The sequence below is a fragment of the Rhizobium sp. AN68 genome (assembly GCF_030758035.1).
GTDB classification, from domain to species: Bacteria; Pseudomonadota; Alphaproteobacteria; order Rhizobiales; family Rhizobiaceae; genus Agrobacterium; species Agrobacterium tumefaciens.
On record NZ_JARWMI010000003.1, the window covers coordinates 2,587,850 to 2,608,873 of the forward strand.

19 protein-coding genes are annotated in these 21,024 nt (G+C 58.6%); 11 read left to right on the forward strand and 8 right to left on the reverse strand.

From position 1 onward, the window contains the following. Window position 1: 1 nt before the first annotated feature. The 4 genes from ftsY to RBH71_RS25625 form a co-directional block, all read right to left on the reverse strand. Window positions 2-1,432, reverse strand: a complete 1,431-nt coding sequence (ftsY, locus tag RBH71_RS25610; RefSeq protein WP_003516623.1) for a signal recognition particle-docking protein FtsY — start codon at window positions 1,430-1,432, stop codon at window positions 2-4. A gap of 30 nt (window positions 1,433-1,462) precedes the next feature. Next, on the reverse strand, window positions 1,463-2,737 hold the full coding sequence (gene mtaB, locus RBH71_RS25615) for a tRNA (N(6)-L-threonylcarbamoyladenosine(37)-C(2))-methylthiotransferase MtaB (protein WP_003516621.1): 1,275 nt from the start codon (window positions 2,735-2,737) through the stop codon (window positions 1,463-1,465). Beyond that, window positions 2,734-3,636: a diaminopimelate epimerase gene (gene dapF / locus RBH71_RS25620; RefSeq protein WP_003516620.1), complete on the reverse strand. Its 903-nt coding sequence runs from the start codon at window positions 3,634-3,636 to the stop codon at window positions 2,734-2,736. The genes mtaB and dapF overlap by 4 nt, the downstream gene beginning before the upstream one ends. 121 nt (window positions 3,637-3,757) lie before the next feature. Next, the gene (locus tag RBH71_RS25625) at window positions 3,758-4,873 is read right to left on the reverse strand and encodes an MBL fold metallo-hydrolase (protein ID WP_003516618.1); all 1,116 of its coding nucleotides are present in this window, start codon (window positions 4,871-4,873) and stop codon (window positions 3,758-3,760) included. A gap of 282 nt (window positions 4,874-5,155) precedes the next feature. Here RBH71_RS25625 and ffh point away from each other — a divergent pair, with 282 nt between their 5' ends. The 5 genes from ffh (at window position 5,156) to trmD (ending at window position 8,932) form a co-directional block, all read left to right on the forward strand. Then, window positions 5,156-6,727 carry a signal recognition particle protein gene (gene ffh, locus RBH71_RS25630; RefSeq protein WP_323687548.1) on the forward strand — a complete coding sequence of 524 codons (1,572 nt, stop codon included), beginning with the start codon at window positions 5,156-5,158 and terminating at the stop codon, window positions 6,725-6,727. 11 nt (window positions 6,728-6,738) lie between these two features. Beyond that, the gene (locus tag RBH71_RS25635) at window positions 6,739-7,056 is read left to right on the forward strand and encodes a chorismate mutase (protein ID WP_013636924.1); all 318 of its coding nucleotides are present in this window, start codon (window positions 6,739-6,741) and stop codon (window positions 7,054-7,056) included. Between the two features lie 33 nt (window positions 7,057-7,089). Further along, on the forward strand, window positions 7,090-7,467 hold the full coding sequence (rpsP, locus tag RBH71_RS25640) for a 30S ribosomal protein S16 (RefSeq protein ID WP_003516612.1): 378 nt from the start codon (window positions 7,090-7,092) through the stop codon (window positions 7,465-7,467). A 204-nt stretch (window positions 7,468-7,671) separates the two neighbouring features. Further along, the gene (rimM, locus tag RBH71_RS25645; RefSeq protein ID WP_003516610.1) at window positions 7,672-8,238 is read left to right on the forward strand and encodes a ribosome maturation factor RimM; all 567 of its coding nucleotides are present in this window, start codon (window positions 7,672-7,674) and stop codon (window positions 8,236-8,238) included. Window positions 8,239-8,242: 4 nt separating this feature from the next. Beyond that, the gene (gene trmD / locus RBH71_RS25650) at window positions 8,243-8,932 is read left to right on the forward strand and encodes a tRNA (guanosine(37)-N1)-methyltransferase TrmD (protein ID WP_003516609.1); all 690 of its coding nucleotides are present in this window, start codon (window positions 8,243-8,245) and stop codon (window positions 8,930-8,932) included. Here trmD and RBH71_RS25655 read toward each other — a convergent pair. Then, a complete protein-coding gene (locus RBH71_RS25655) occupies window positions 8,929-9,675 on the reverse strand; it encodes a sulfite exporter TauE/SafE family protein (RefSeq protein ID WP_003516607.1) in 747 nt (248 codons plus the stop codon). The two genes, trmD and RBH71_RS25655, sit on opposite strands and share 4 nt — an antisense overlap. A 267-nt stretch (window positions 9,676-9,942) precedes the next feature. Here RBH71_RS25655 and rplS point away from each other — a divergent pair, with 267 nt between their 5' ends. From rplS to RBH71_RS25675, 4 genes are all read left to right on the forward strand, one after another. Beyond that, a complete protein-coding gene (gene rplS, locus RBH71_RS25660) occupies window positions 9,943-10,482 on the forward strand; it encodes a 50S ribosomal protein L19 (protein WP_003492508.1) in 540 nt (179 codons plus the stop codon). Window positions 10,483-10,803: 321 nt separating this feature from the next. Further along, a complete protein-coding gene (locus RBH71_RS25665) occupies window positions 10,804-12,468 on the forward strand; it encodes a type I secretion system permease/ATPase (protein WP_003516605.1) in 1,665 nt (554 codons plus the stop codon). Beyond that, window positions 12,461-13,774 (forward strand): HlyD family type I secretion periplasmic adaptor subunit, encoded by a 1,314-nt coding sequence (locus RBH71_RS25670; RefSeq protein ID WP_003516603.1) that lies wholly within the window; start codon window positions 12,461-12,463, stop codon window positions 13,772-13,774. Before RBH71_RS25665 ends, RBH71_RS25670 begins: the two co-directional genes overlap by 8 nt. A 180-nt stretch (window positions 13,775-13,954) precedes the next feature. Further along, entirely contained in the window at window positions 13,955-14,917 is a 963-nt protein-coding gene (locus tag RBH71_RS25675) for a hypothetical protein (RefSeq protein WP_003516601.1), read from the forward strand. 123 nt (window positions 14,918-15,040) lie between these two features. Here RBH71_RS25675 and RBH71_RS25680 read toward each other — a convergent pair whose 3' ends face one another. Next, entirely contained in the window at window positions 15,041-16,318 is a 1,278-nt protein-coding gene (locus RBH71_RS25680) for an MFS transporter (protein ID WP_003516599.1), read from the reverse strand. Between the two features lie 428 nt (window positions 16,319-16,746). Between RBH71_RS25680 and leuC the strand changes: the two genes are divergently transcribed. Beyond that, on the forward strand, window positions 16,747-18,156 hold the full coding sequence (gene leuC, locus RBH71_RS25685) for a 3-isopropylmalate dehydratase large subunit (protein WP_003516597.1): 1,410 nt from the start codon (window positions 16,747-16,749) through the stop codon (window positions 18,154-18,156). A gap of 62 nt (window positions 18,157-18,218) precedes the next feature. On the opposite strand, the gene RBH71_RS25690 is transcribed toward leuC, so the two are convergent. Next, on the reverse strand, window positions 18,219-18,725 hold the full coding sequence (locus tag RBH71_RS25690) for a DinB family protein (RefSeq protein WP_111802469.1): 507 nt from the start codon (window positions 18,723-18,725) through the stop codon (window positions 18,219-18,221). A 97-nt stretch (window positions 18,726-18,822) separates the two neighbouring features. Between RBH71_RS25690 and RBH71_RS25695 the strand changes: the two genes are divergently transcribed. Then, entirely contained in the window at window positions 18,823-19,419 is a 597-nt protein-coding gene (locus RBH71_RS25695; protein WP_035252406.1) for a TetR/AcrR family transcriptional regulator, read from the forward strand. Window positions 19,420-19,431: 12 nt separating this feature from the next. Here the strand turns inward: RBH71_RS25695 and RBH71_RS25700 are convergent, their stop codons facing one another. Further along, window positions 19,432-20,892, reverse strand: a complete 1,461-nt coding sequence (locus tag RBH71_RS25700; protein WP_025594597.1) for a M48 family metalloprotease — start codon at window positions 20,890-20,892, stop codon at window positions 19,432-19,434. Window positions 20,893-21,024: the final 132 nt, after the last annotated feature.

Sequence of the window (21,024 nt, forward strand, 5' to 3'; positions counted from 1 at the left end):
CTCAAACTCCCGCAATGGCCTTGGCGAAATCTTCCGCCTCGAAGGGCTCCAGATCGTCCACGCCTTCACCCACACCAATGAAATACACCGGCAGCTTGTGTTTGGCGGCAATGGCCACGAGGATACCGCCCCGCGCCGTGCCATCCAATTTTGTCATAATCAGGCCCGAAACACCCGCAACATTGCGGAATATCTCCACCTGATTCAAGGCGTTCTGCCCGGTCGTGGCGTCCAGTGTCTGAAGCACGGTATGCGGCGCATCGGGATCGAGCTTGCCGAGCACGCGCACGATCTTTTCCAGCTCCGCCATCAGCTCCGTCTTGTTCTGCAAACGGCCGGCAGTATCAATGATGAGCACATCGCTTTTTTGCGCACGCGCCTGCTCATAGGCGTCGTAAGCCAGACCCGAGGCATCCGCACCGAGCTTGGTGCCGATGAATTGCGAGCCGGTACGATCCGCCCAGATCTTGAGCTGCTCGATTGCCGCCGCACGGAACGTATCGCCAGCCGCGAGCATAACCTTGAGGCCAGAGCCTGAAAGCTTGGAGGCGAGCTTGCCGATGGTCGTGGTTTTGCCCGTACCGTTCACGCCGACGACGAGAATGACATGCGGCTTGTGTGAAAGATCGAGTTCCAACGGCTTGGCGACTGGTTTCAGGACCTTGGTGATCTCACCTGCCATGATGCGCGCCACGTCCTCGCCGCTGACATCCTTGCCGTAACGTTCCGAAGACAGGGCGCCGGTGATGCGCATGGCGGTCTCGACACCCAGATCCGACTGGATGAGAAGGTCTTCCAGTTCGTCGAGCGTATCCTCATCCAGCTTGCGCTTGGTGAACAGCGCCGAAATCTGGGTGGTAAGTTGCGAGGAGGTGCGCGCAAGCCCGGCTCGCAGGCGCTGGAACCAGCTGAGCTTCGGCTGCGGCGCTTCGGCGACAGGCTCTTCGCGCTCGCTTGCCGACGCAAAACCTTTCGGCAAGATAGGCGAAACGGCAGAGGGCTCAACGGCACCGGCAGCCTCCGCCTCATCGAGCAGCGCATCCATCGCATCTACATCGAGCACGGCATCGGCAGCTTCGGGCAAAACCTCGGCCTGTTCTTCGGCGGCGGCTTCGGCCTGCAACAGCGACAGCGGGACAACGCCGATGTCTCCGGCCTGCTCGGCGCCGGGCAGAAGCGGCGCGTCCTCTTCCTCCTGGTCATCGGAAAGGGCCGCATCGGCATCCGGAGCAGGCCCACCGGCCGTCTCGATCTCCAGTTCGGAAACCGGGTCTTTCTCGACAATGGGATGTGCTTCGGCTTCGCTCAGCGCCTCATCGAAAGAGACATTTTCTCTGGCGCGTTCAAGCGCGGAATCCTCTTGCGGCTTGCCGTCAGTCCCGGCCTTGTCCTTGCCGAAAGAAAAGACTTTTTTGATGAAGCCGAGGGCCATGGTCGTTCCCGTGTCTTTTCCTGTGCCGCTTCAGGCCGCATCCGCTGCGAGAAGCTTCATGTTCAGATGTTTGCCGTTGTGGCCGGTAATCTCAACCTGCGCAAGAGTGCGCGGGAGAAGATCGGGCGCCGCCACCAGCGTGAAATTGTCGGTATGCGCAAAACCGGTGTTTTCAACGAGGATCGTTTGCGTCGAACCAACCATATTTTGCAGATGCACGAGCCTGAGTGCCTCGCCACGTTCGCGAAGCCTCGCCGCCCGCTCCTTCACCAGCGCACGGTCGAGCTGCGGCATACGCGCCGCCGGCGTGCCGGCACGCGGGCTGTAGGGAAATACGTGCAGGCTGGAAATGCCGCATTCTTCCGCAAGCGTCGCGGCGTTTTCGAACATCTCTTCGTTCTCGGTCGGAAAACCGGCGATCATATCAGCACCGAATGCGATATCCGGCCGGAGCGACCGCACCTCGTGACAGAAACGGATGGCATCGGCCCGCAGATGACGGCGTTTCATGCGTTTCAGGATCATGTCGTCGCCATGCTGGAGGGACAGGTGAAGATGCGGCATGAAACGCGCCTCACCGGCAATCAGATCCATCAGATGATGGTCGGCCTCGATGCTGTCGATCGAGGATAGCCGAAGTCTCAAGATTTCCGGCACCTGCTTCAGCAATGTCTTGGCGAGAAGCCCTAGCGAAGGTTCGCCCGGCAGGTCGGCACCGTAGCTGGTAGCATCCACCCCGGTCAGCACAATTTCGCAATAACCGCTTTCCACCAGCCTGCGCGCCTGCTCCACCACAGCGCCCATCGGCACGGAGCGGGAATTGCCCCGCCCATAGGGAATGATGCAGAAGGTACAGCGATGATCGCAGCCGTTCTGCACTTGAATGAAGGCACGGACATGCCCGTCAATGTGCTTGACCATCTGCGGCGCCGTCGCCTTGATGCTCATGATGTCGTTGACGCGCAGCTTTTCTTCCGCCGAAACGCCGAAATCCGGCAGCGCGCGATAGGAGGCGCTTTTCAGCTTTTCCTCATTGCCCAGCACCGCATCCACTTCGGGCATCTCGGCAAAGATCTGTTTTTCAGTCTGGGCAGCACAGCCGGTCACGATGATGCGCGCATGCGGATTGTCGCGCCTTGCCCGACGGATGGCCTGGCGCGCCTGGCGCACCGCCTCGCCCGTCACCGCGCAGGTATTGACCAAGACGGCATTGTTGAGCCCGGCCTTTTCGGCCTCCCCCCGCATCACTTCCGATTCATAGGTATTGAGACGGCAGCCGAAGGTTATGACCTCGACGCCGCTCATATGGCCCCCTGCTCAGCCACGGCATCGCGCGACCAGGTGCCGTTGATGGGATCGACCATGCCGGACCATTCCCATTCGGCCGGCCCCGTCATGATGACGTGGTTGTCCTCGCGCCACTCAATTGTCAGCGGCACACGCACGGGGCTGGAGGCAACATCGATAGTGACCTTCCTGCCCGTGCGGCCGGTGCGCGCAGCGGAAACGGCAGCGGCACATGCGGCAGAACCGCAGGCGAGCGTCAGCCCGGCGCCGCGCTCCCAGGTGCGGGTGCGAAGCGCACTGTCGGAAATAACCTGCGCCAGCGTGATATTGGCCTTTTCAGGGAACATCGGGTGGTTTTCCAGAAGCGGACCGAAGCGTTCCAGATCGAACTCCATCGGATCGCGATCCACCCAGAAAATGGCGTGCGGGTTTCCCATGGACATGACGGCGGGCGAATGCAGGATCGGCGCGTCGATCGGCCCGATCTGCAACTCGATGCGGCTGGTATCGTGGAACTCTTCAGAAAGCGGAATGTCGCTCCAGCGAAAACGCGGCAGGCCCATATCAACGGAAATCATGCCGTCTTCATGCTCGACGGCGTTCAGGATGCCCGCCACCGTCTGGAAGGTGAAGGTGGCCTTGCCGGTTTCAGAGGACAGCGCCTGCACCACGCAGCGCGTGCCGTTGCCGCAGGCCTGCGCCTTCGTGCCGTCGGAATTGAGGATATCGATGAATGCATCGGTGCCGCCGACACGCGGATCGTGGATCGCCATGATCTGATCGAACTGCGTGGCGGGATCGGCATTGAGCGCGATGGCCGCCGCAGGCGTCACCATATCCCTGCGGCCGCGCATGTCGACAACGAGGATCTTGTTGCCAAGCCCGTTCATCTTCGCAAATTCGACCGTGTCCGCCATCGTACTGAACCTGAAAACTACCTGAAACCGGAATAAAGACGGGCTTTGCCCGCACTTTCGCTCTATATGGCGGAAAGGACGGCAAATTACCAGACTGTTGCGGCGCAAACCGCTGAGCCGCTCAGGCGGAAGGTACGTCGAAGACTTCGCCGGGCCGCATGGGCTGGAAGCGGCTCTCCTCTATCCCTTGCTCAGCAAGCGCTGCCTTCAGCGCGACAAGAGGAGCTTCGACCGCTTCATCGGTCAGTTGCACAGTGCCCCAATGGTGGCCGCAGACATGTGCCGCACCGCAGATCTTCATGCCTTCCACGGCTTCCGCCGGGTTCTGGTGCTGGCCCTTCATGAACCAGCGCGGCTCATAGGCGCCGAAAGGCAGGTTGGCGAGACGGAACTCACCGTGTTTCTTGCGCGCGGCGTGATAATTGAGGCCGTCGTGGAAGCCCGTATCGCCGATATGATAAATCTTGCCATAAGGCGTTTCGATGACAAAAGCCGCCCACAGCGCCATGCGCCGGTCGTTCAGCCCACGCGCCGACCAATGGTGGCACGGCTCGAAATGAATTTTGACCGAACCAATCTCAAGGACATCGCCCCAGTCCCCCACCTTGATGCGCGCTGCCTCGACGCCAGTGCGGATGATGGCGTCATTGCCAAGCGGCGTGATGAAAAGCGGCTTGTGCGCCACGTGCAGGCGCTTCAGCGTTTCCATATCCAGATGGTCGTAGTGATTATGCGTCACCAGCACCAGATCGATCGGCGGCAAATCCTCAAAACGGATGCCCGGCGGGTTGACGCGTTTGGGACCGGCGAAGCTGAACGGGCTGGTACGCTGCGACCACACCGGATCGATGAGAATATTCAGCCCTGCCGTCTGGATGAGAAAGGAGGCGTGACCGACGAAGGTGACGCGAATGTCCTTGCCGTCGATGCGGGGCTCCGGCTTTGCGAACGGAAACGGGCTGGGATAGTTTTCCGGCCACGTGGCGCGCTCGCCGTTGAAGCGCCATTTCAGGAGGCCCATGAAATTGCCGGGCGGCGAGCCGTTGGGATTGAAGAAACGCACCCCGTCGAAATGATCGGAGACCGGCCCACTATAATAGGCGCTGGCGTTAGAGCGGCGCGCAAACAGGCCGCCGCCCGCAAGAGCAAGCAGACCAAGTGCGGAAAAACGAAAGAAGTTTCGACGTTTCATGGGAATGGTATAAGAAGCCAGGCGACGCCGTTCAAGCACCGCCATCGCAGCTTTCGTCTGATCACGTAAAGATGACAAGGCATGCTTTGCCGCATGAAAACCGGCACTCCCTTGACTTTCACGGCACTTTCCTGTTTATCGCGGCCAATCAGCTGGCAGTTTCATGACTCCAAGCCGCCGACCGGGACCCGCAAAGGTATAAAGAGATCCCGGAGGTCAACACCCGACAGCGCGATGCGCCCTCGGGTGCTTTTTGGCTTTGCGTCTTGTTTTTGGCAGCGAAAGCACCGACGTTTCGGAGACCCCGGAACGAAGAAGGAAGAAACGATGTTTGAAAACCTCCAGGACCGCCTTGGTTCCATTCTGAATGGACTGACCGGCCGTGGCGCGCTGACGGAAGCCGATGTTGCCGCCGCCCTGCGCGAGGTTCGCCGTGCGCTTCTGGAAGCGGACGTTGCGCTGGAAGTCGTGCGTTCCTTCACCGACAAGGTGCGTGAAAAGGCTGTCGGCGTAGCCGTTCTGAAATCCATCAAGCCCGGCCAGATGGTCGTCAAGATCGTGCATGACGAACTTGTCGAGATGCTCGGCACCGAAGGCGTCTCGATCGATCTGCATGCGGCCGCCCCTGTCGTCATCATGATGGTGGGTCTGCAGGGTTCGGGCAAGACCACGACCACAGGCAAGATCGCCAAGCGCCTGACCGATCGCGACAAGAAGAAGGTGCTGATGGCATCTCTCGACACGCGTCGTCCGGCCGCACAGGAACAGCTTCGCCAGCTGGGCGTGCAGACCGGTGTCGACACGCTGCCGGTCATCGCCGGCCAGTCGCCGACAGATATCGCCGCGCGCGCCGTGCAGGCCGCAAAGCTTGGCGGCCATGACGTCGTCATTCTCGACACCGCCGGCCGCACCCATATCGACGAACCCTTGATGCTGGAAATGGCCGACATCAAGAAGAAGTCCAACCCGCATGAAATCCTGCTGGTCGCGGATTCCCTGACCGGTCAGGACGCCGTCAATCTGGCGCGCAACTTCGATGAACGCGTCGGCATCACCGGTCTCGTGCTCACCCGTATGGATGGCGACGGACGCGGTGGTGCGGCCCTCTCCATGCGCGCCGTCACCGGCAAGCCGATCAAGCTGATCGGTATCGGCGAGCGCATGAACGAACTCGACGAGTTCCATCCGCGCCGTATAGCCGACCGTATTCTCGGCATGGGCGACATTGTCTCGCTAGTCGAGAAGGCTGCCGAAAACATTGATGCGGAAAAAGCCCGCGCCATGGCCGAGAAGATGGCCAAGGGCAAGTTCGACCTCAACGATCTCTCCGACCAGCTTGCCCAGATGAAGAAGATGGGTGGCATGGGCGGCATCATGGGGCTGATGCCCGGCATGGCCGGCATGAAGGACAAGATGGCTTCCGCAGGCCTCAACGACAAGATGTTCGACCGCCAGATCGCCATCATCTCGTCGATGACCAAGGCCGAACGCGCCAATCCCGATATCCTCAAACACAGCCGCAAAAAGCGCATCGCCGCCGGTTCCGGAACCGATGCCGCCGAAATCAACAAGCTCTTGAAGATGCACCGTGGCATGGCCGACATGATGAAAGCCATGGGCGGCAAGGGCAAGGGCGGCATCATGAAGCAGATGATGGGCGGCCTTGCGGGCAAGATGGGGCTTGGTGGCATGATGGGCGGCGGCATGCCTGATCTGTCGAACATCGACCCGAAGCAGCTCGAAGCGCTTCAAAAACAGGCTGAAGCTGCCGGTCTTGGCAAGCCGGGCGCAATGCCCGGTCTCGGTGGTCTGCCCGGCGGGCTACCCGGTCTGGGCGGGACAAAGCTGCCGGGTCTTGGCGGCATGCCGGGCCTGCCCGGCTTCCCGAAAAAGAAGTGAGGGCGACGCCAGTGAACAACGCAGAAGTGAAAGCCCAGCTTTCCGAATACCGCCAGTCGATCGACAATATCGATGCCGCACTGGTTCACATTCTTGCCGAACGTTTCCGCTGTACCAAGGCGGTGGGCGTGCTGAAGGCAAAATACAATTTGCCGCCGGCGGACCCGGCGCGCGAGGAATACCAGATCGAACGCCTTCGCCGTCTGGCAAAGGATGCAAATCTGGATCCGGATTTCGCCGAGAAGTTTCTAAACTTCGTCATCAAGGAAGTCATCCGGCATCATGAAGCAATAGCCGCCGAACATGGCGGTAATGAAAAGACCGCCTAACCGGCGGACAAGCTATCTCAAGGAGTAAATAACATGGCACTTAAAATTCGTCTCGCACGCGGTGGTTCCAAGAAGCGCCCGTACTACCAGATCGTCGTTGCTGACGCCCGTTCGCCCCGCGACGGCCGTTTCCTCGAGAAGGTCGGTTCCTGGAACCCGATGCTCGCCAAGGACAACCCGCAGCGCATCGAGCTGAAGGCTGACCTCATCAAGGAATGGATCGCCAAGGGCGCACAGCCGACCGACCGCGTTCTGCGCTTCCTCGCAGAGGCAGGCCTTGCCGATCGCGCCGCTCGCAGCAACCCGGAAAAGGCACTGCCGGGCAAGCGCGCTCTGGAACGCGTTGCAGAAAAGAAGCAGAAGGCTGAAGACGCAGCTGCTGCTGCAGCAGAAGCTTCTGCTGCAGAATAATCTGCAATAGAATTTTAGAGAACGGGTGGCGTGGTTTTCCATGCCGCCCGTTTTTTGTTTATTTTGGTATCAACAAACTTTAGAGCGTCAGGAACTATGCTCTAGCGCGTTGGATCTGCGCATCGTGCCCTGTGAAAATCGATTCCGATTTTCGCGCTGATGCTGTAAACCAAACGCAACCAACACCAGAAGACGGACGGCCCGATGGCAAAGCTGGAAAACCCGATACTCATGGCAAAGATCGGCGGCGCACAGGGATTGCGCGGCGAAGTCCGCGTCAGCACCTATACGGACGAACCGATGGCGCTCGGCGATTACGGCAATCTGGTGAGCGCAGATGGCCGCGTCTTCGAAATTCTGGAAGTCCGCGAGGGCAAGAATGTGGTTGTCGTCCGCTTCAGGGGTATCAACGACCGCAATGCGGCGGAAAGCCTGAACGGGCTCGAACTGTTCATCGAACGCGACAATCTGCCGGATGACGAGCTGGACGACGACGAATTTTATTATGCCGACCTCGAAGGGCTGGAAGCCGTCGATGCCGAAGGCAAAAGCTATGGCGCCGTCAGCGCCGTTTACGATTTCGGCGCAGGCGACCTCCTGGAGCTGAAAGGTGCGGGCCGCCGTCCCGCCCTCATCCCCTTTTCGGAAGCAGCCGTGCTTGAAATCGATCTGGAGGCGAGACGCATTCTCATCGATCCCATGGCTGCCGGCCTGATCGACAATCCGGACGACAAAGACGAAACCGGCGCATCGCCTTTCGGCAAGAAATAAGGTCATGACGTTCAAGGCTACCGTTCTGACGCTCTACCCGGAAATGTTTCCCGGGCATCTCGGATATTCGCTGGCGGGCAAGGCGCTGGAGCGCAAGCAATGGTCACTTGAGGCCGTGCAGATCCGTGAATTCGCCACCGACAGGCACAGAAGCGTGGACGACACCCCGGCAGGCGGCGGCGCCGGCATGGTGCTGAAACCCGACATTCTGGCCGCAGCCATCGACCATGTTTCAGATGGAGATAAGCGACCGCGTCTGCTGATGAGCCCGCGCGGCAAGCCACTGTCGCAGGACCGAGTGCGCGAACTGGCGGCAGGCGACGGCGCGATTATCGTGTGTGGCCGCTTCGAAGGCGTCGACCAGCGGGTCATAGAGGCGCGCGGGCTGGAGGAAGTGTCGATCGGCGATTACATTCTCTCCGGCGGCGAGCCGGCCGCCCTGACGCTTCTGGACGCCATTGTCCGCATTCTGCCGGGCGTCATGGGCAACGATCTCTCAGGCGTGCATGAGAGCTTCGAGGGTGGGCTTCTGGAGCATCCGCACTACACCCGTCCGCAGGTCTGGGAAGGCCGCGACATCCCAGCCGTTCTCACCTCTGGCAATCACGCCGTCATCGACAAATGGCGGCACGAGCAGGCGCTGGCGTTGACGAAGGAAAGACGGCCCGACCTGCTGGAAAAGGCCAAGGTTTAAACCGAGACGAAATAATAGGCCGTCAGCACCAGCCCGACTGCAATGACCAGCCAGCGGATGATCCACTGCGGCACCCGCCTTGCCGTGTGCACTCCCACATATCCGCCAAGCGCGGCCGCCGGGAACATGATGAGGGCGGCCCACCAGGAAACGACGCCGCCGCTGACGAAGATCGTAATGGCGATGATCGCGATCACTACCGAGAGCAGGTTCTTCAGGGCATTCAGATGATGATAGCTGCCACCCGAGGTCATTCCGAGGATGGCCAGCATCATGATGCCCATGCCCGCCCCGAAAAAACCACCATAGATGGAGGCGAGCCCCTGAAAGAAGAGGCTCGGCACATTACCGGGTGAACGCTCGGCACTGGCCTTCGGTCGCAGCCACGGGCCAGCGGCGAAAACAACGGTTGCGGCCAGAAGCAACCACGGCACAAGCTGGCGGAAGGAGGGGTTGTCGAGCGACAGGAGCAAAAGCGACCCCGCCAGCCCGCCGACGATGGAGACGGCCGACAGGAGGATCGCCTCGCGCCAGTGGGCGCGGATTTCAGGCCCGTAGGCGATCACGGAGGTGATGTAACCGGGAAACTGCACGATCGCCGACGTGGCATTGGCGACAATCGGCGGCAGGCCTGCAAGCGTCATCGCCCCGAAGGTCAAAAAGGTGCCGCCACCGGCGATCGCATTGACCACGCCAGATAGAAAGCCGGTCGCAAACAGCATCATGATAATAAGTACGGACATGGCCCCTCCCAAGGTTTTCATGCCATAACCGGGGAAACGCACCTTCGCAACAGCCCGTACGTCGCCCACAATTGATAAAATATTGTCATGAAGGGATGACAAATGGCGCTACCTCGTGTATGTGCCCGCGTGGAATTGGGGTTTTCCCCTTTAACCGCAAGCAAAGAATGGCGAACCCGCTCCTGCCGCACGGCATGGTCTGAAGGCATTGACCGACAGACGAAACGTTGAGCGCTCTGGCTGTTTCAGAAGAAATCAGAGGTTAACATGACCAATATCATTCAGCAGCTGGAAGCCGAACAGGCTGCCAAGATCGAAGCAAAGCGCACCCTGCCTGAGTTTTCTCCGGGCGACACGCTGCGCGTCAACGTGCGCGTTACCGAAGGTAACCGTACCCGCGTTCAGGCTTACGAAGGCGTTTGCATCGCCCGTTCCGGCGGCGGCCTTTCCGAGAGCTTCACCGTTCGCAAGATCTCCTACGGCGAAGGCGTCGAGCGCGTATTCCCGATCTACTCGCCGCTGGTCGAAGGCGTTGAAATCGTTCGCCGCGGTAAGGTTCGCCGCGCGAAGCTCTACTACCTGCGCGACCGTCGCGGCAAGGCTGCCCGTATCGTTGAAAACACCGGTACGCGCGCCCGCAAGCTGAACGAATCCGAGCGCCAGGCAGTCGCCGAAGAAAAGGCACGTCTGGAAGCTGAAAAGGTAGCAGCAGCACAGGCTCTCGCCGCCGAAAAGGCAGCAGCCGAAGCAGCAGAAGCCAAGGCAGCGGAAGAAGCAGCAAAGGCTGCGGAAACTGCAGCGGAATAAGATTTCCATTTTGATGGATTTACGGAGAAGGCGGTCTTTGGACCGCCTTTTTTGTTGCATCGATGCGCCATAACAATCTGGTGGGCGACATAGCGTCACGTCCAGCCTTCGACCCCATCTCCGTATCGACAGATCAAGATCAAAGTCGTATTGCTACTTATCTCTTTGCCTAATTTATTTAGAACATTCTCTAATAGCATTGCCTAGTTTCACTTATTGTGCAATTTTCGCGCAGTTTTAGGTGTTGATATGTTTTTTTTTAATTCTTTTTTAACAAAAAATAAGCGCGCTTTCTTCGCTGTCGGCCTTGCCAGCGCACTCATGAATATTCTCAATCTTTCCGGCTCCCTTTTCATGCTGGAGGTTTATGACCGGATTCTGCCGAGCAAGAGTATTCCTTCTCTTGTCGCTCTCGTTGTTCTGCTGGTTATTCTCTATGCCTTTCTCGTGGGGTTCGATGCTCTGCGCGGCCGGATATTGGCTCGCATCTCGGACAATATGGACGACGAGCTCAATCAAAAGCTCTTCAGGGCATCAATCAGCGCACCACTTGCCGCCTACGGCAAGGTAGACGGGCTGCAGATCGTCGGCGATCTCGATCAGATACGTCAATTTCTGTCCGGGCCGGGACCAGCAGCTTTCTTTGATATTCCCTGGCTGCCCATCTATCTGCTGATCTGTTTTGCCTTGCATCCCTGGATCGGTTTTGCCGTGCTTGGCGGCGCCCTGGTCCTTGTTGTGCTGACGCTCGTAACCAACTGGCTGACCGAAAGGGCGACCAAACAGGCCTACACCGTGCGCGGACAGAGAAATGCACTCGTCGGCAGCAGCCAGCGCAACATCGAATCCATAAGAACCATGGGCATGATGAATGCGGTGACGTCGATGTGGGACGATCTGCACTCCAATTACCGCGCCGTCACACTCTCGACGTCGGACACGGCGGGCATGCTCGCCGCGATTTCCCGAACATTCCGCCTTTTGTTACAGTCGGGTGTGATGGCAATCGGCGCCCTGCTGGTTATCGAGGGGCATGCGTCAGCGGGTAGCATCATCGCAGGCTCCATCCTCTCGGCCAAAGCGCTGGGCCCTGTCGAACACGCAATTGCAAACTGGCGCAGCTTCATGACTGCGAGACAGGGCTGGAAACGCATCAACGAGTTTCTCGAACTCGTACCGGAACCCGCAGAGCCGCTTTCCCTGCCGCCACCGAAATATACCGTTGCCATCGATCGCGTGACCGGCGGTCCGCCCAATGGTGCGCGAGATACCGTGGCCGATATTTCCTTCACGTTGAACGCGGGCGATGGCCTTGGCATCATTGGGCCGAGCGCTTCCGGTAAATCCACGCTGGCACGTTTGATAACCGGTATCTGGCCCTATGAGCGCGGCTCCGTGCGCTTCGATGGGGCCGCACTGAACCAGTGGGATTTCGAGGTTCTCGGTAAGTCCATCGGTTACATGCCCCAGCAGGTGGAGCTGATGCCAGGCACGGTCGCGCAAAATATCGCGCGCTTCGACCGTGACGCAACGGCGGAAGCCATCGTTTCGGCAGCCAAGGCCGCTCAGGTTCATGATCTCATCTTGAACCTGCCCAACGGTTACGACACCTATATCGGCGACCGTGGAGAGGCATTATCAGGCGGACAAAAACAGCGCATCGGCCTAGCGCGGGCACTTTTCGGTGAGCCATTCTTTGTCATCCTCGATGAGCCGAACTCCAATCTGGACAGCGAAGGCGAGGCAGCCTTGCGCAACGCCATTGGCGACATAAGGGCGCGGGGCGGCATCGTGGTCGTCATTGCCCATCGTCCGAGCGCCATCGAAAGCGTCAATCTTGTGATGGTGATGAGCAACGGCCGCATGCTTCGCTTCGGCACCAAGGAAGAGGTGCTTGCGCAAATCCTGCGTCAAAATATTCGCCAGGTGCCGGAAACAGAAGAAGAAGTACGTAAGCTGGAAAGCCGGGTGGGTGAAAATGGTTGAGGGAGAAAAAACCCGCGTGACGAAAACATCTATCGTCAAACACTCAACCGCCGTAGTCGTTCTCGCTGCCGGCCTTCTTTTCGGCCTGGGTGGCTGGGCGGCTCTCGCGAAGCTTTCGGGGGCGGTCGTCGCCACGGGCCGGGTCGTTGTCGAAGGCAACTCCAAGAAAATTCAGCACCTTTCCGGCGGTATCGTCAGCCAGATCAATGTTGCGGAAGGTGACACGGTGGAGGCCGGTCAGGTTTTGCTGCGGCTGAGTGGCACGATCGTTCAGGCAAACCTGTCCATTGTCGAAAATACGCTCGCGCAGCTTTATGCACGCCGCGCGCGTCTGCGTGCCGAAATCTCCGACGCCACCTCTTTCACAACGCCGGAAGATCTGGCCGTCTTGACCAATTCGAAGGCTGCCAAAACATTCATCGACAGTGAGCAGAACCTTTTCAACAGCCGTCGCAGTGCACTGATCGGCATGAAGAAGCAATTGGTAACGCGCAAGGATCAGCTAGCCGATGAAGCGCGGGGCATGGACGTGCAGATTGAGGCGACCAACAATGAACTTGCTATCGTAAGGGAAGACGTCTCAAAGACACGGGAGCTATATGCAAAGGGGCTGGTAACGCTTCAGCGCCTCAACCTTCTCAAGCGGCAGCTTTCCAATCTCGAAGGTCAACAGGGCCAGTATATGGCCGCGCGTGCGCAGACGGTAGGCAAGCTGAGCGAAATGGACTTGCAGTCGCTTCAGCTTGACGAGGACCGCAAGTCCGAGGTCACAAAAGATCTGACGTCAATCGAAGCCACCGTTGCGGAATACGAGGAACGGCTTGCGGCAACACGCGACCAGCTCGACCGCCTCGATATTCGCTCGCCGATTGCGGGGCGTATCTACCAGCTGTCGGTGCACAACATAAACGGCGTCATCCAGCCGGGCGAAGTGCTTATGCTGGTGGTGCCGGCAAAGGAAGATCTTGCAATCGACGCCAATGTTCTTCCAAACGACATAGACCAGATCTATGTCGGGCAGCCAGTGACCATTCGCTTCACGGCTTTCAATCAGAGCACGACGCCGGATGTAAGCGCTGAAGTCGCAGTCGTCGCCCCGGACTTGCAGACAGATTCCCGAAGCGGTGCGTCATTTTACGCACTGCGCATCAAGCCGAGCAAAACTGGAATGGACCATATACCAGGTGGACGGTTGTATCCGGGCATGCCGGCCGAAGTCTTCATACAGACAAGCGAAAGAAGCGTTCTTTCCTATTTTGTCAAACCGTTCCAGGACAGGCTTAGAAAGACGTTCCTGCAGGAATAAAAGACTTTCATTACATGTTTTCTTAGAAACGATTCGCAAATACACCAAGAGCGAGAATTTTTCCAAAAAAAACAATTTCTCATATTGTCTTGCCATTTATAATGTACTAATTATCACCCGCAATATTTATTAAATTTAATTTCGATACATCGAATTCTCAAAAATTTATAGGAGAGTAAAATGGCGTTAAAAGTAACTTTTGGTAATGGCGGCGCGGCATCGGTTTCGTCACTCACCAGCCTGATCGATCAGGAAGCATATAAGCTCCTCACGGAATCCACAGCACAGGTCAAAAACGGCTCTACGCTCGATTCAGGCGCTGTCAGCGTTGGCGCTGTGGCGGTTGCCGGTACCGGTGCTGGTGGCACTGTCGATGTCGGCTACGACCCCAACGCAAACGGCTTCACATTTGACGTATCCTCGGCATGGAATTCGGTGAAGAACGCTCTCGCCCAGTCTGACACCTCTGAAAACCTTAAGTTCAAGGATTTTGTACAGGTAGACGTTCACCTCGGCGGCACCGGTTCGTCCACCGTTGAAGTTCTCAATGCCAAGCGCGGTAACATCACGACCGGCGCAGGCAACGACACGGTTACCGTATCTGTCGTTTCGAACGAAAAGACCTGGGTCAACAATTTCAACATCGACACCGGCGCAGGCAACGACACGATCACCGTCAAGGCCGGCGCTGCCTTCAATGACACGTCGGCTGCGGGCACGGGCGGTCTTGCCGCCAATACCGGCGCTGTGAATGGTGGTGCTGGTGTCACCGACGGCAGCTACACCTCCGTCAAAATCGATGCCGGTGCGGGTAACGACTCTATCGACCTGAGCGGTGTAAAGCTCGCTTCGTCGCTGGTCACCGGTGGCAAGGGCATCGACCACATCATCGCAAGCGGTGGCGCCGATACCTTCGTCTTCAATCTGGGTGACATGGCGAAGAGCTTTGCCACAGATACCATCGAAGGCTTCAACGCCTCCATGGACAAGCTCAAGCTGGTCGGTACAGTGATCGATAACTGGGCGGTTTCGACCTTTGATAACGATACCGTCCTCAGCTACAACGTTACTGGCGAGCACAAGGGTGAGAAGATCATTCTCTCCGGCGTTCACCTGACCGGCAGCGATTGGTTCACGGCGTAATTTCTCTCGAAGAGAATTTCATCGGTTACCGTTAAATGGATCATGGCCCGGACATATCCGGGCCATGATTTTTTACATATGCGGCGGTTCGGAAATTATACCTGCGCTTCGCAATCTTGCAGATCAGGCGGCCTCGGCCTGATTGCCCATTTTTCTCGCCGCGATGATGACGAGCACACCTGCCAGCGCAAGGCAGAAGGCAAGGAAGAACATCGGCGCAATGGTGCTGCCGGTCTGGTCCTTGATCCAGGGCACCACGTTCTGCGCCACGAAACCACCGAGATTGCCGACGGAATTGATGGCGGCGATGCCGGCAGCGGCACCGGCTCCCTTGAGGAAGCGGCCGGGCAGGCTCCAGAACACCGGCTGGCCGGCAAAAATGCCCGCAGCGGCGATGCAAAGGAAGGCGAACTGCAATACCGGATCGCTGAGCAGCGCCGACATCAGCAGGCAAAACGCGCCGACGAAGGCAGGTCCGACGATATAAGGCGTTTTGTTTTTTGCCTTGTCAGCCGCCAGGGGCACGACGAAGAGAGCGACGGCCACGATCACCCAGGGGATGATGTTGATGAAGCCGTTGGCGGTGTTGGAAACGCCGAAGCTCTTTACGATCGTCGGCAGCCAGTAGCTGAGACCATAGGCCGCCAGCGGAAAGCCGACATAGCAAAGCGCCATGAACAGCACGCGCGGATTGATCAGCGCCTTGAAGCCGTCCTCCGCATGCTCTTCCATGCCCTTGTTTTCTTCGGCCAGGCGGTTCTTCAACCAGTCCTTCTCGGCCTGCGTCAGGAACTTCGCCTTTTCCGGCGTATCGTCCAGATAGAAGAAGGTAACGATACCGGCGATCACGGCGGGAATACCCGTCGCCAGGAACACCCATTCCCAGCCGGCATAACCGAGGAAACCATCGAGATCGAGCAGCATGCCGCCAAGCGGTGCGCCGATGGCATTGGCAAGCGCACTGAAGATCATGAACAAGCCGATCATGCGGCCGCGATAATCGCGCGGGAACCACAGCGTCATAAGGAACAGCACGCCCGGGAAGAAACCGGCCTCGCAAAGCCCGAGCAGGAAGCGCAGGATGTAGAACATCGTCGCATTCTGCGTGTAGGCAAGCGCGATGGTGACGGCACCCCAGGAAACCAGAATGCGGGCGAACCATTTGCTGGCGCCGAAACGGTTGAGGAAAAGGTTGCTCGGAACCTCAAAGAGGAAATAGCCGATGAAGAACAGCGAAGCGCCAAGTCCGTAGGCATATTCGCTGAGGCTCAGCGCATCGACCATCTGCAGCTTGGCATAGCTGACATTCTGCCGGTCGATATAGGCGATGAGATAGAGAAGGCCAAGAAACGGCATCAGCCGCCAGGTGATCTTCGAGATTAGGGATTTTTCCGATACCATGTGCTTTTCCCTCCCTTCGATTGCTCGTCGAAATGCAAATGATAAGGGGACCCATCTATATGTGCGCCGCAAGATACGCAAGTTGCATTGCATCATAAGCAATGCCGAAAAGGCTGCGAAACCGGCATTTTAAAGCCCTGAGTGCATGATGCGGCGCACATCAAAGCCGCCGGGTCACCGTTTTACGGTCTGCGTGCATTCATATTGCCGCGAAACCGGCAATCTGCTATGAAGACCGCTATGGGATCTAAATTCGGATGTCTCGCGCAGAATGTTTATGTGCTGCAGGACCACAAGCGTCTGCCGGCACGGTTTTTTGCGCGCATTTCCGGGGCGCTCAACAGCCGACTTAGGCTCGCCTGACAGCACCCGCTGTCCACCGCCTTACTGAACCCTGATTTTACCTTTCCATGACAAGGCATAGAGCCATGAGCGCACCCCGCACCTTATACGACAAGATCTGGGACGACCACGTCGTCAATCGTGACCCGGACGGAACCTGTCTTCTCTATATCGACCGTCACCTGGTCCATGAGGTGACGAGCCCGCAGGCCTTTGAAGGCCTGCGCATCGCCGGCCGTCCGGTCCATTCGCCCACCCGCACGCTTGCCGTCGTCGATCATAACGTGCCAACCACAGCCGACCGGCTGGAAGGCATCAAGAACGAGGAAAGCCGTATCCAGGTGGAAGCGCTTGCGCAGAATGCCAAGGATTTCGGTGTCGAATATTATTCCGAGCGCGACAAGCGTCAGGGCATCGTCCACATCGTTGGCCCGGAACAGGGCTTCACCCTGCCGGGCATGACGATTGTTTGCGGCGACAGCCACACCTCCACCCATGGTGCTTTCGGCGCGCTGGCGCACGGCATCGGCACGTCGGAAGTGGAGCATGTGCTGGCGACCCAGACGCTGATCCAGAAAAAGGCCAAGAACATGCTGGTGCGTGTCGATGGCAAGGTTCCAGAAGGCGTCACCGCCAAGGACATCATCCTCGCCATTATCGGCGAGATCGGCACAGCGGGCGGCACCGGCCATGTGATTGAATTTGCCGGTGAGGCAATCCGCTCGCTCTCCATGGAAGGCCGCATGACGGTTTGCAACATGACCATCGAGGGCGGCGCCCGTGCAGGTCTGATCGCGCCTGATGAGACCACCTTTGACTACATCAAGGACAAGCCGCGCGCGCCAAAGGGCGAGACGTTGGAACAGGCCATCGCCTACTGGAAAACGCTGAAATCCGATGAGGGCGCCCATTACGACAAGATCGTGGTGCTGGACGCCGCCAATCTGCCGCCGATCGTCTCCTGGGGCTCATCGCCTGAGGACGTGACGTCCGTCGAGGGCATCGTTCCCAATCCGGATGATATCGAGGAAGAAAACAAGCGTACTTCAAAGTGGCGTGCGCTGGACTATATGGGCTTGAAACCCGGTACACGCATCACCGATATCGCCATCGACCGCGTTTTCATCGGCTCCTGCACCAATGGCCGCATCGAGGATTTGCGCGCAGCGGCAAAGATCGTCGACGGCCGCAAGGTCGCGCCCACCGTCTCGGCCATGATCGTGCCCGGCTCCGGTCTCGTGAAGGAACAGGCGGAAAAGGAAGGTCTGGACAAGATTTTCCTCGAAGCCGGTTTCGAATGGCGCGAACCGGGCTGCTCCATGTGCCTTGCCATGAATGACGACCGCCTGAAGCCTGGCGAACGTTGCGCCTCCACCTCGAACCGCAACTTCGAGGGCCGCCAGGGCTACAAGAGCCGCACCCACCTCGTCTCCCCCGCCATGGCAGCGGCGGCGGCCATCGCCGGTCATTTCGTCGATGTGCGCGAGTGGCAATAAAATCCTGAAGCCACGCTTTTATGGAAGCCACCTGCCCCGCACCGGGGCGGGTGGCTTTTGCATTACAGGCCTTGCAAACGCCGTTGCGGCTGCGTTCCGTGCAGGAAAACGGCAAAAGTATCCCAGGGCGGCGTGATGGAGAGCTGGCTCAAAATACGCGCAACCTCACCTCGATGAATACCTGCATGCAGGATCATATGTGAAACCATTTCGGCCCGGGACATGTAGCCTTTGTCACCGTCCGTAAAGGTGAAAGCGACAAATTCGCCAAGCGATTCCGGCGATGTTTTCTCGATGTAGTCGAGATACCAGCCATCCAGAGCCGCGACCTCCTTCGCAAGATCATCCAGCTGCGGCGTTGCCTCGGTATTGTCGGAGAGAAAGCCGTGCGCCGTTCCGGTGAGATGGCCCGAAAAAATCCTTGCGACCACGTAGTAGTGATTGATGAGCCGAATTGCGGTATGCCGTTCGGATGCGTTTTGGCCGGGATCGAGTTGTTGCAGCTTCTCGAACAAATCCCTGTTCGCCCATGCGTGATAGCCGAGCAAACTCCTGAGTAAATCTTTCACGGCAATATCCTTTACATCCGGAAAATGTGAGCACTATGTTTATATTTTCGTCATGGAGGCTGCCTTGTCTACTCGCATTGCCAAACGCAAGACCACGATGCGCAAAGAGCCGCGTCAGGAGCGTTCGAAGGCCACGGTAGATGCCGTCGTCCACGCAGCTGCTCGCATTTTGAGCGATCATGGATGGGCGGGTTTCACCACCAACAGGGTCGCCGAAACCGCCGGCGTCAGCATCGGCTCGTTGTACCAGTACTTCCCCGACAAGATTTCGATTGTGGAGGCAGTGCGCCATCGCCACCTCAAGGACTGTCTGGTCGTCATGAAAAGAGTGGCCGAGCAGCGGAACGCCCTCCCGCAATTCGTGGAGGAACTTGTAACCGGCATGATTGTGGTCCACAGCATCCATCCCGGCCTTCACAAGGTCCTTCTGGATGACGCACCCAGCCATGAGGGAATGAACGATCCCAACAGCGCTTTCGAAAAACAATATCTCGGTCTTTATTCGGAAGCGCTTGATGCCCATATGACGGCCGGCTCAAGGGCGGAAAGCGGGACTATGGCACTGATCGTGTCCGACGCCATCGACGGCATCATTCACAACGCCGCCCGACGTGGGCAATTGCAGTCACCCAAAATCAAACGGGAAATGATCGCACTCGTTGAGGCTTATCTGTGCCGGGAAACCAGCAACTGAGAGACCGCCAAATTACTCCGCAATGATCTTCACCCGCTGGCCGGGCTGAAGCGTGGCGGTGGCGCTCATCGCATTCATCATGCGGAACATGTCGAGCTTGCGGTCGGTCCCCATCATCCTTGCGGCAATCGTTGCCACGGTTTCACCGGGCTTGACCGTCACCACGCGCACGCGCAGAGGTTTCAACGATGCGATCTCCTGCGGCGTCATCTTGCGGAAACTCGTGCGCAACACGTTGGCGATGGAATCGAGCTGCGTGTTACCCTTCGGCACGGCCGTCAGGAAGCGGAATATCTGCTGACCGACACGGATGACGGTAACGTCAAAGTCCCATTTGTCCGCCGTCGCACGGGCTGTCGCGGCCTCCAGACCGTTGATCTGCGTTTCCTTCACGGTTTCCGGCATCAGGCCGGCAACCCAGCCGCTGGTAAGGTAATTGGCAAGAGTGGTCTGTTTCGGATCGGCCACGCCGTCGAAACGGATCGCCACATCGCCCGGCCCCGTCGCAAGAACGGCCTCCACCTTGTTGTCGATGACGAAACCTTCCGGCACATCGAAACGGATACCGAGCGTTCCGTGCAGGAAGGTCTGGCCCCGGACATAACCCTCCTGCGGGCTGTCGCCGTAAAGCAGGCCGTCTATGCCATCCAGAAACCAGTCGCGACCACGATCCCCGACCTGACCGTCCTGACCGAAGGCGCGGGCATGCCGGCGTGCAAGCTCGATGCGCTGCGGCGTGTTTGGGTGGCTGGAAAGAAAGTCGAGGCTCTGGTCATTTTCGGGATCAGCCGAGGAGAAACGCGCATAGGCTGCCATGGAATCCAGAAACCGCGGCGATGCGAAGGGGTCGTAGCCGGCCTCACCCAACATGCGCACGCCAATCACGTCCGCCTGCAATTCCTGCTGGCGCGAAAAAGCCGCAAGCCGCAGCTTGCCGCGCGCAAGCGCCTGCTTGCCGGCGAGATCGCTCGACAGAACCTCGGCGACCACGCGGCTTGCAATCACCTCCGCCTCTTCCCGGCGCTGGCGCTCGATGCCGTGGTTTGCGGTAACGTGGCCCATCTCATGCGAAAGCACGGCGGCCACTTCCGAGGCATCGTTGGCGAGAGCCAGAAGCCCGCGCGTCACGTAAAGATACCCACCCGGCAGCGCAAAAGCGTTGATAGCAGGCGAGTTGAGGATGGTGATGCGATAGGATTGCTGCGGATTTTCCGAAACAGCCGTCAGCGCGCCGGCGATACGGGCGACAAGCCGCTCCGTCTTGGCATCACGATATTCGCCACCATAACTCGCCACAATACGCGGATGTTCGCGCGCGCCCATCTGCGCACGGGGATCGTTCTTCTGCACCTCTTCCACGGTCTGCGGATTGTCCGAAGGTCGCAAGGTGGACTGGTAGGCCGGGCTGAAGAGAGACTGACACGATGACAGGAATACGGCAGACGCCGTCAGCACGGAACACACGGCAGCCATCCTGCCCGAACGGCGAAGGCCTGAACGGGAGAAAAGCCTCCACTGCGCAGTCATGCTATTTCTCATTCTCTATGCCTGCCCCTAACGTTCCTGATCATCCGTTAATTGCAGACCAGAATAACAGATTCGCCC

Excerpts from the sequence above, each read along its gene's own strand:
- ftsY (WP_003516623.1), bottom strand. The coding sequence starts at position 1,432 with ATGGCCCTCGGCTTCATCAAAAAAGTCTTTTCTTTCGGCAAGGACAAG.
- mtaB (WP_003516621.1), bottom strand. The coding sequence starts at position 2,737 with ATGAGCGGCGTCGAGGTCATAACCTTCGGCTGCCGTCTCAATACCTAT.
- dapF (WP_003516620.1), bottom strand. The coding sequence starts at position 3,636 with ATGGCGGACACGGTCGAATTTGCGAAGATGAACGGGCTTGGCAACAAG.
- RBH71_RS25625 (WP_003516618.1), bottom strand. The coding sequence starts at position 4,873 with ATGGCGGTGCTTGAACGGCGTCGCCTGGCTTCTTATACCATTCCCATG.
- ffh (WP_323687548.1), top strand. The coding sequence starts at position 5,156 with ATGTTTGAAAACCTCCAGGACCGCCTTGGTTCCATTCTGAATGGACTG.
- rpsP (WP_003516612.1), top strand. The coding sequence starts at position 7,090 with ATGGCACTTAAAATTCGTCTCGCACGCGGTGGTTCCAAGAAGCGCCCG.
- rimM (WP_003516610.1), top strand. The coding sequence starts at position 7,672 with ATGGCAAAGCTGGAAAACCCGATACTCATGGCAAAGATCGGCGGCGCA.
- trmD (WP_003516609.1), top strand. The coding sequence starts at position 8,243 with ATGACGTTCAAGGCTACCGTTCTGACGCTCTACCCGGAAATGTTTCCC.
- RBH71_RS25655 (WP_003516607.1), bottom strand. The coding sequence starts at position 9,675 with ATGTCCGTACTTATTATCATGATGCTGTTTGCGACCGGCTTTCTATCT.
- rplS (WP_003492508.1), top strand. The coding sequence starts at position 9,943 with ATGACCAATATCATTCAGCAGCTGGAAGCCGAACAGGCTGCCAAGATC.
- RBH71_RS25665 (WP_003516605.1), top strand. The coding sequence starts at position 10,804 with ATGAATATTCTCAATCTTTCCGGCTCCCTTTTCATGCTGGAGGTTTAT.
- RBH71_RS25670 (WP_003516603.1), top strand. The coding sequence starts at position 12,461 with ATGGTTGAGGGAGAAAAAACCCGCGTGACGAAAACATCTATCGTCAAA.
- RBH71_RS25675 (WP_003516601.1), top strand. The coding sequence starts at position 13,955 with ATGGCGTTAAAAGTAACTTTTGGTAATGGCGGCGCGGCATCGGTTTCG.
- RBH71_RS25680 (WP_003516599.1), bottom strand. The coding sequence starts at position 16,318 with ATGGTATCGGAAAAATCCCTAATCTCGAAGATCACCTGGCGGCTGATG.
- leuC (WP_003516597.1), top strand. The coding sequence starts at position 16,747 with ATGAGCGCACCCCGCACCTTATACGACAAGATCTGGGACGACCACGTC.
- RBH71_RS25695 (WP_035252406.1), top strand. The coding sequence starts at position 18,823 with ATGCGCAAAGAGCCGCGTCAGGAGCGTTCGAAGGCCACGGTAGATGCC.
- RBH71_RS25700 (WP_025594597.1), bottom strand. The coding sequence starts at position 20,892 with ATGGCTGCCGTGTGTTCCGTGCTGACGGCGTCTGCCGTATTCCTGTCA.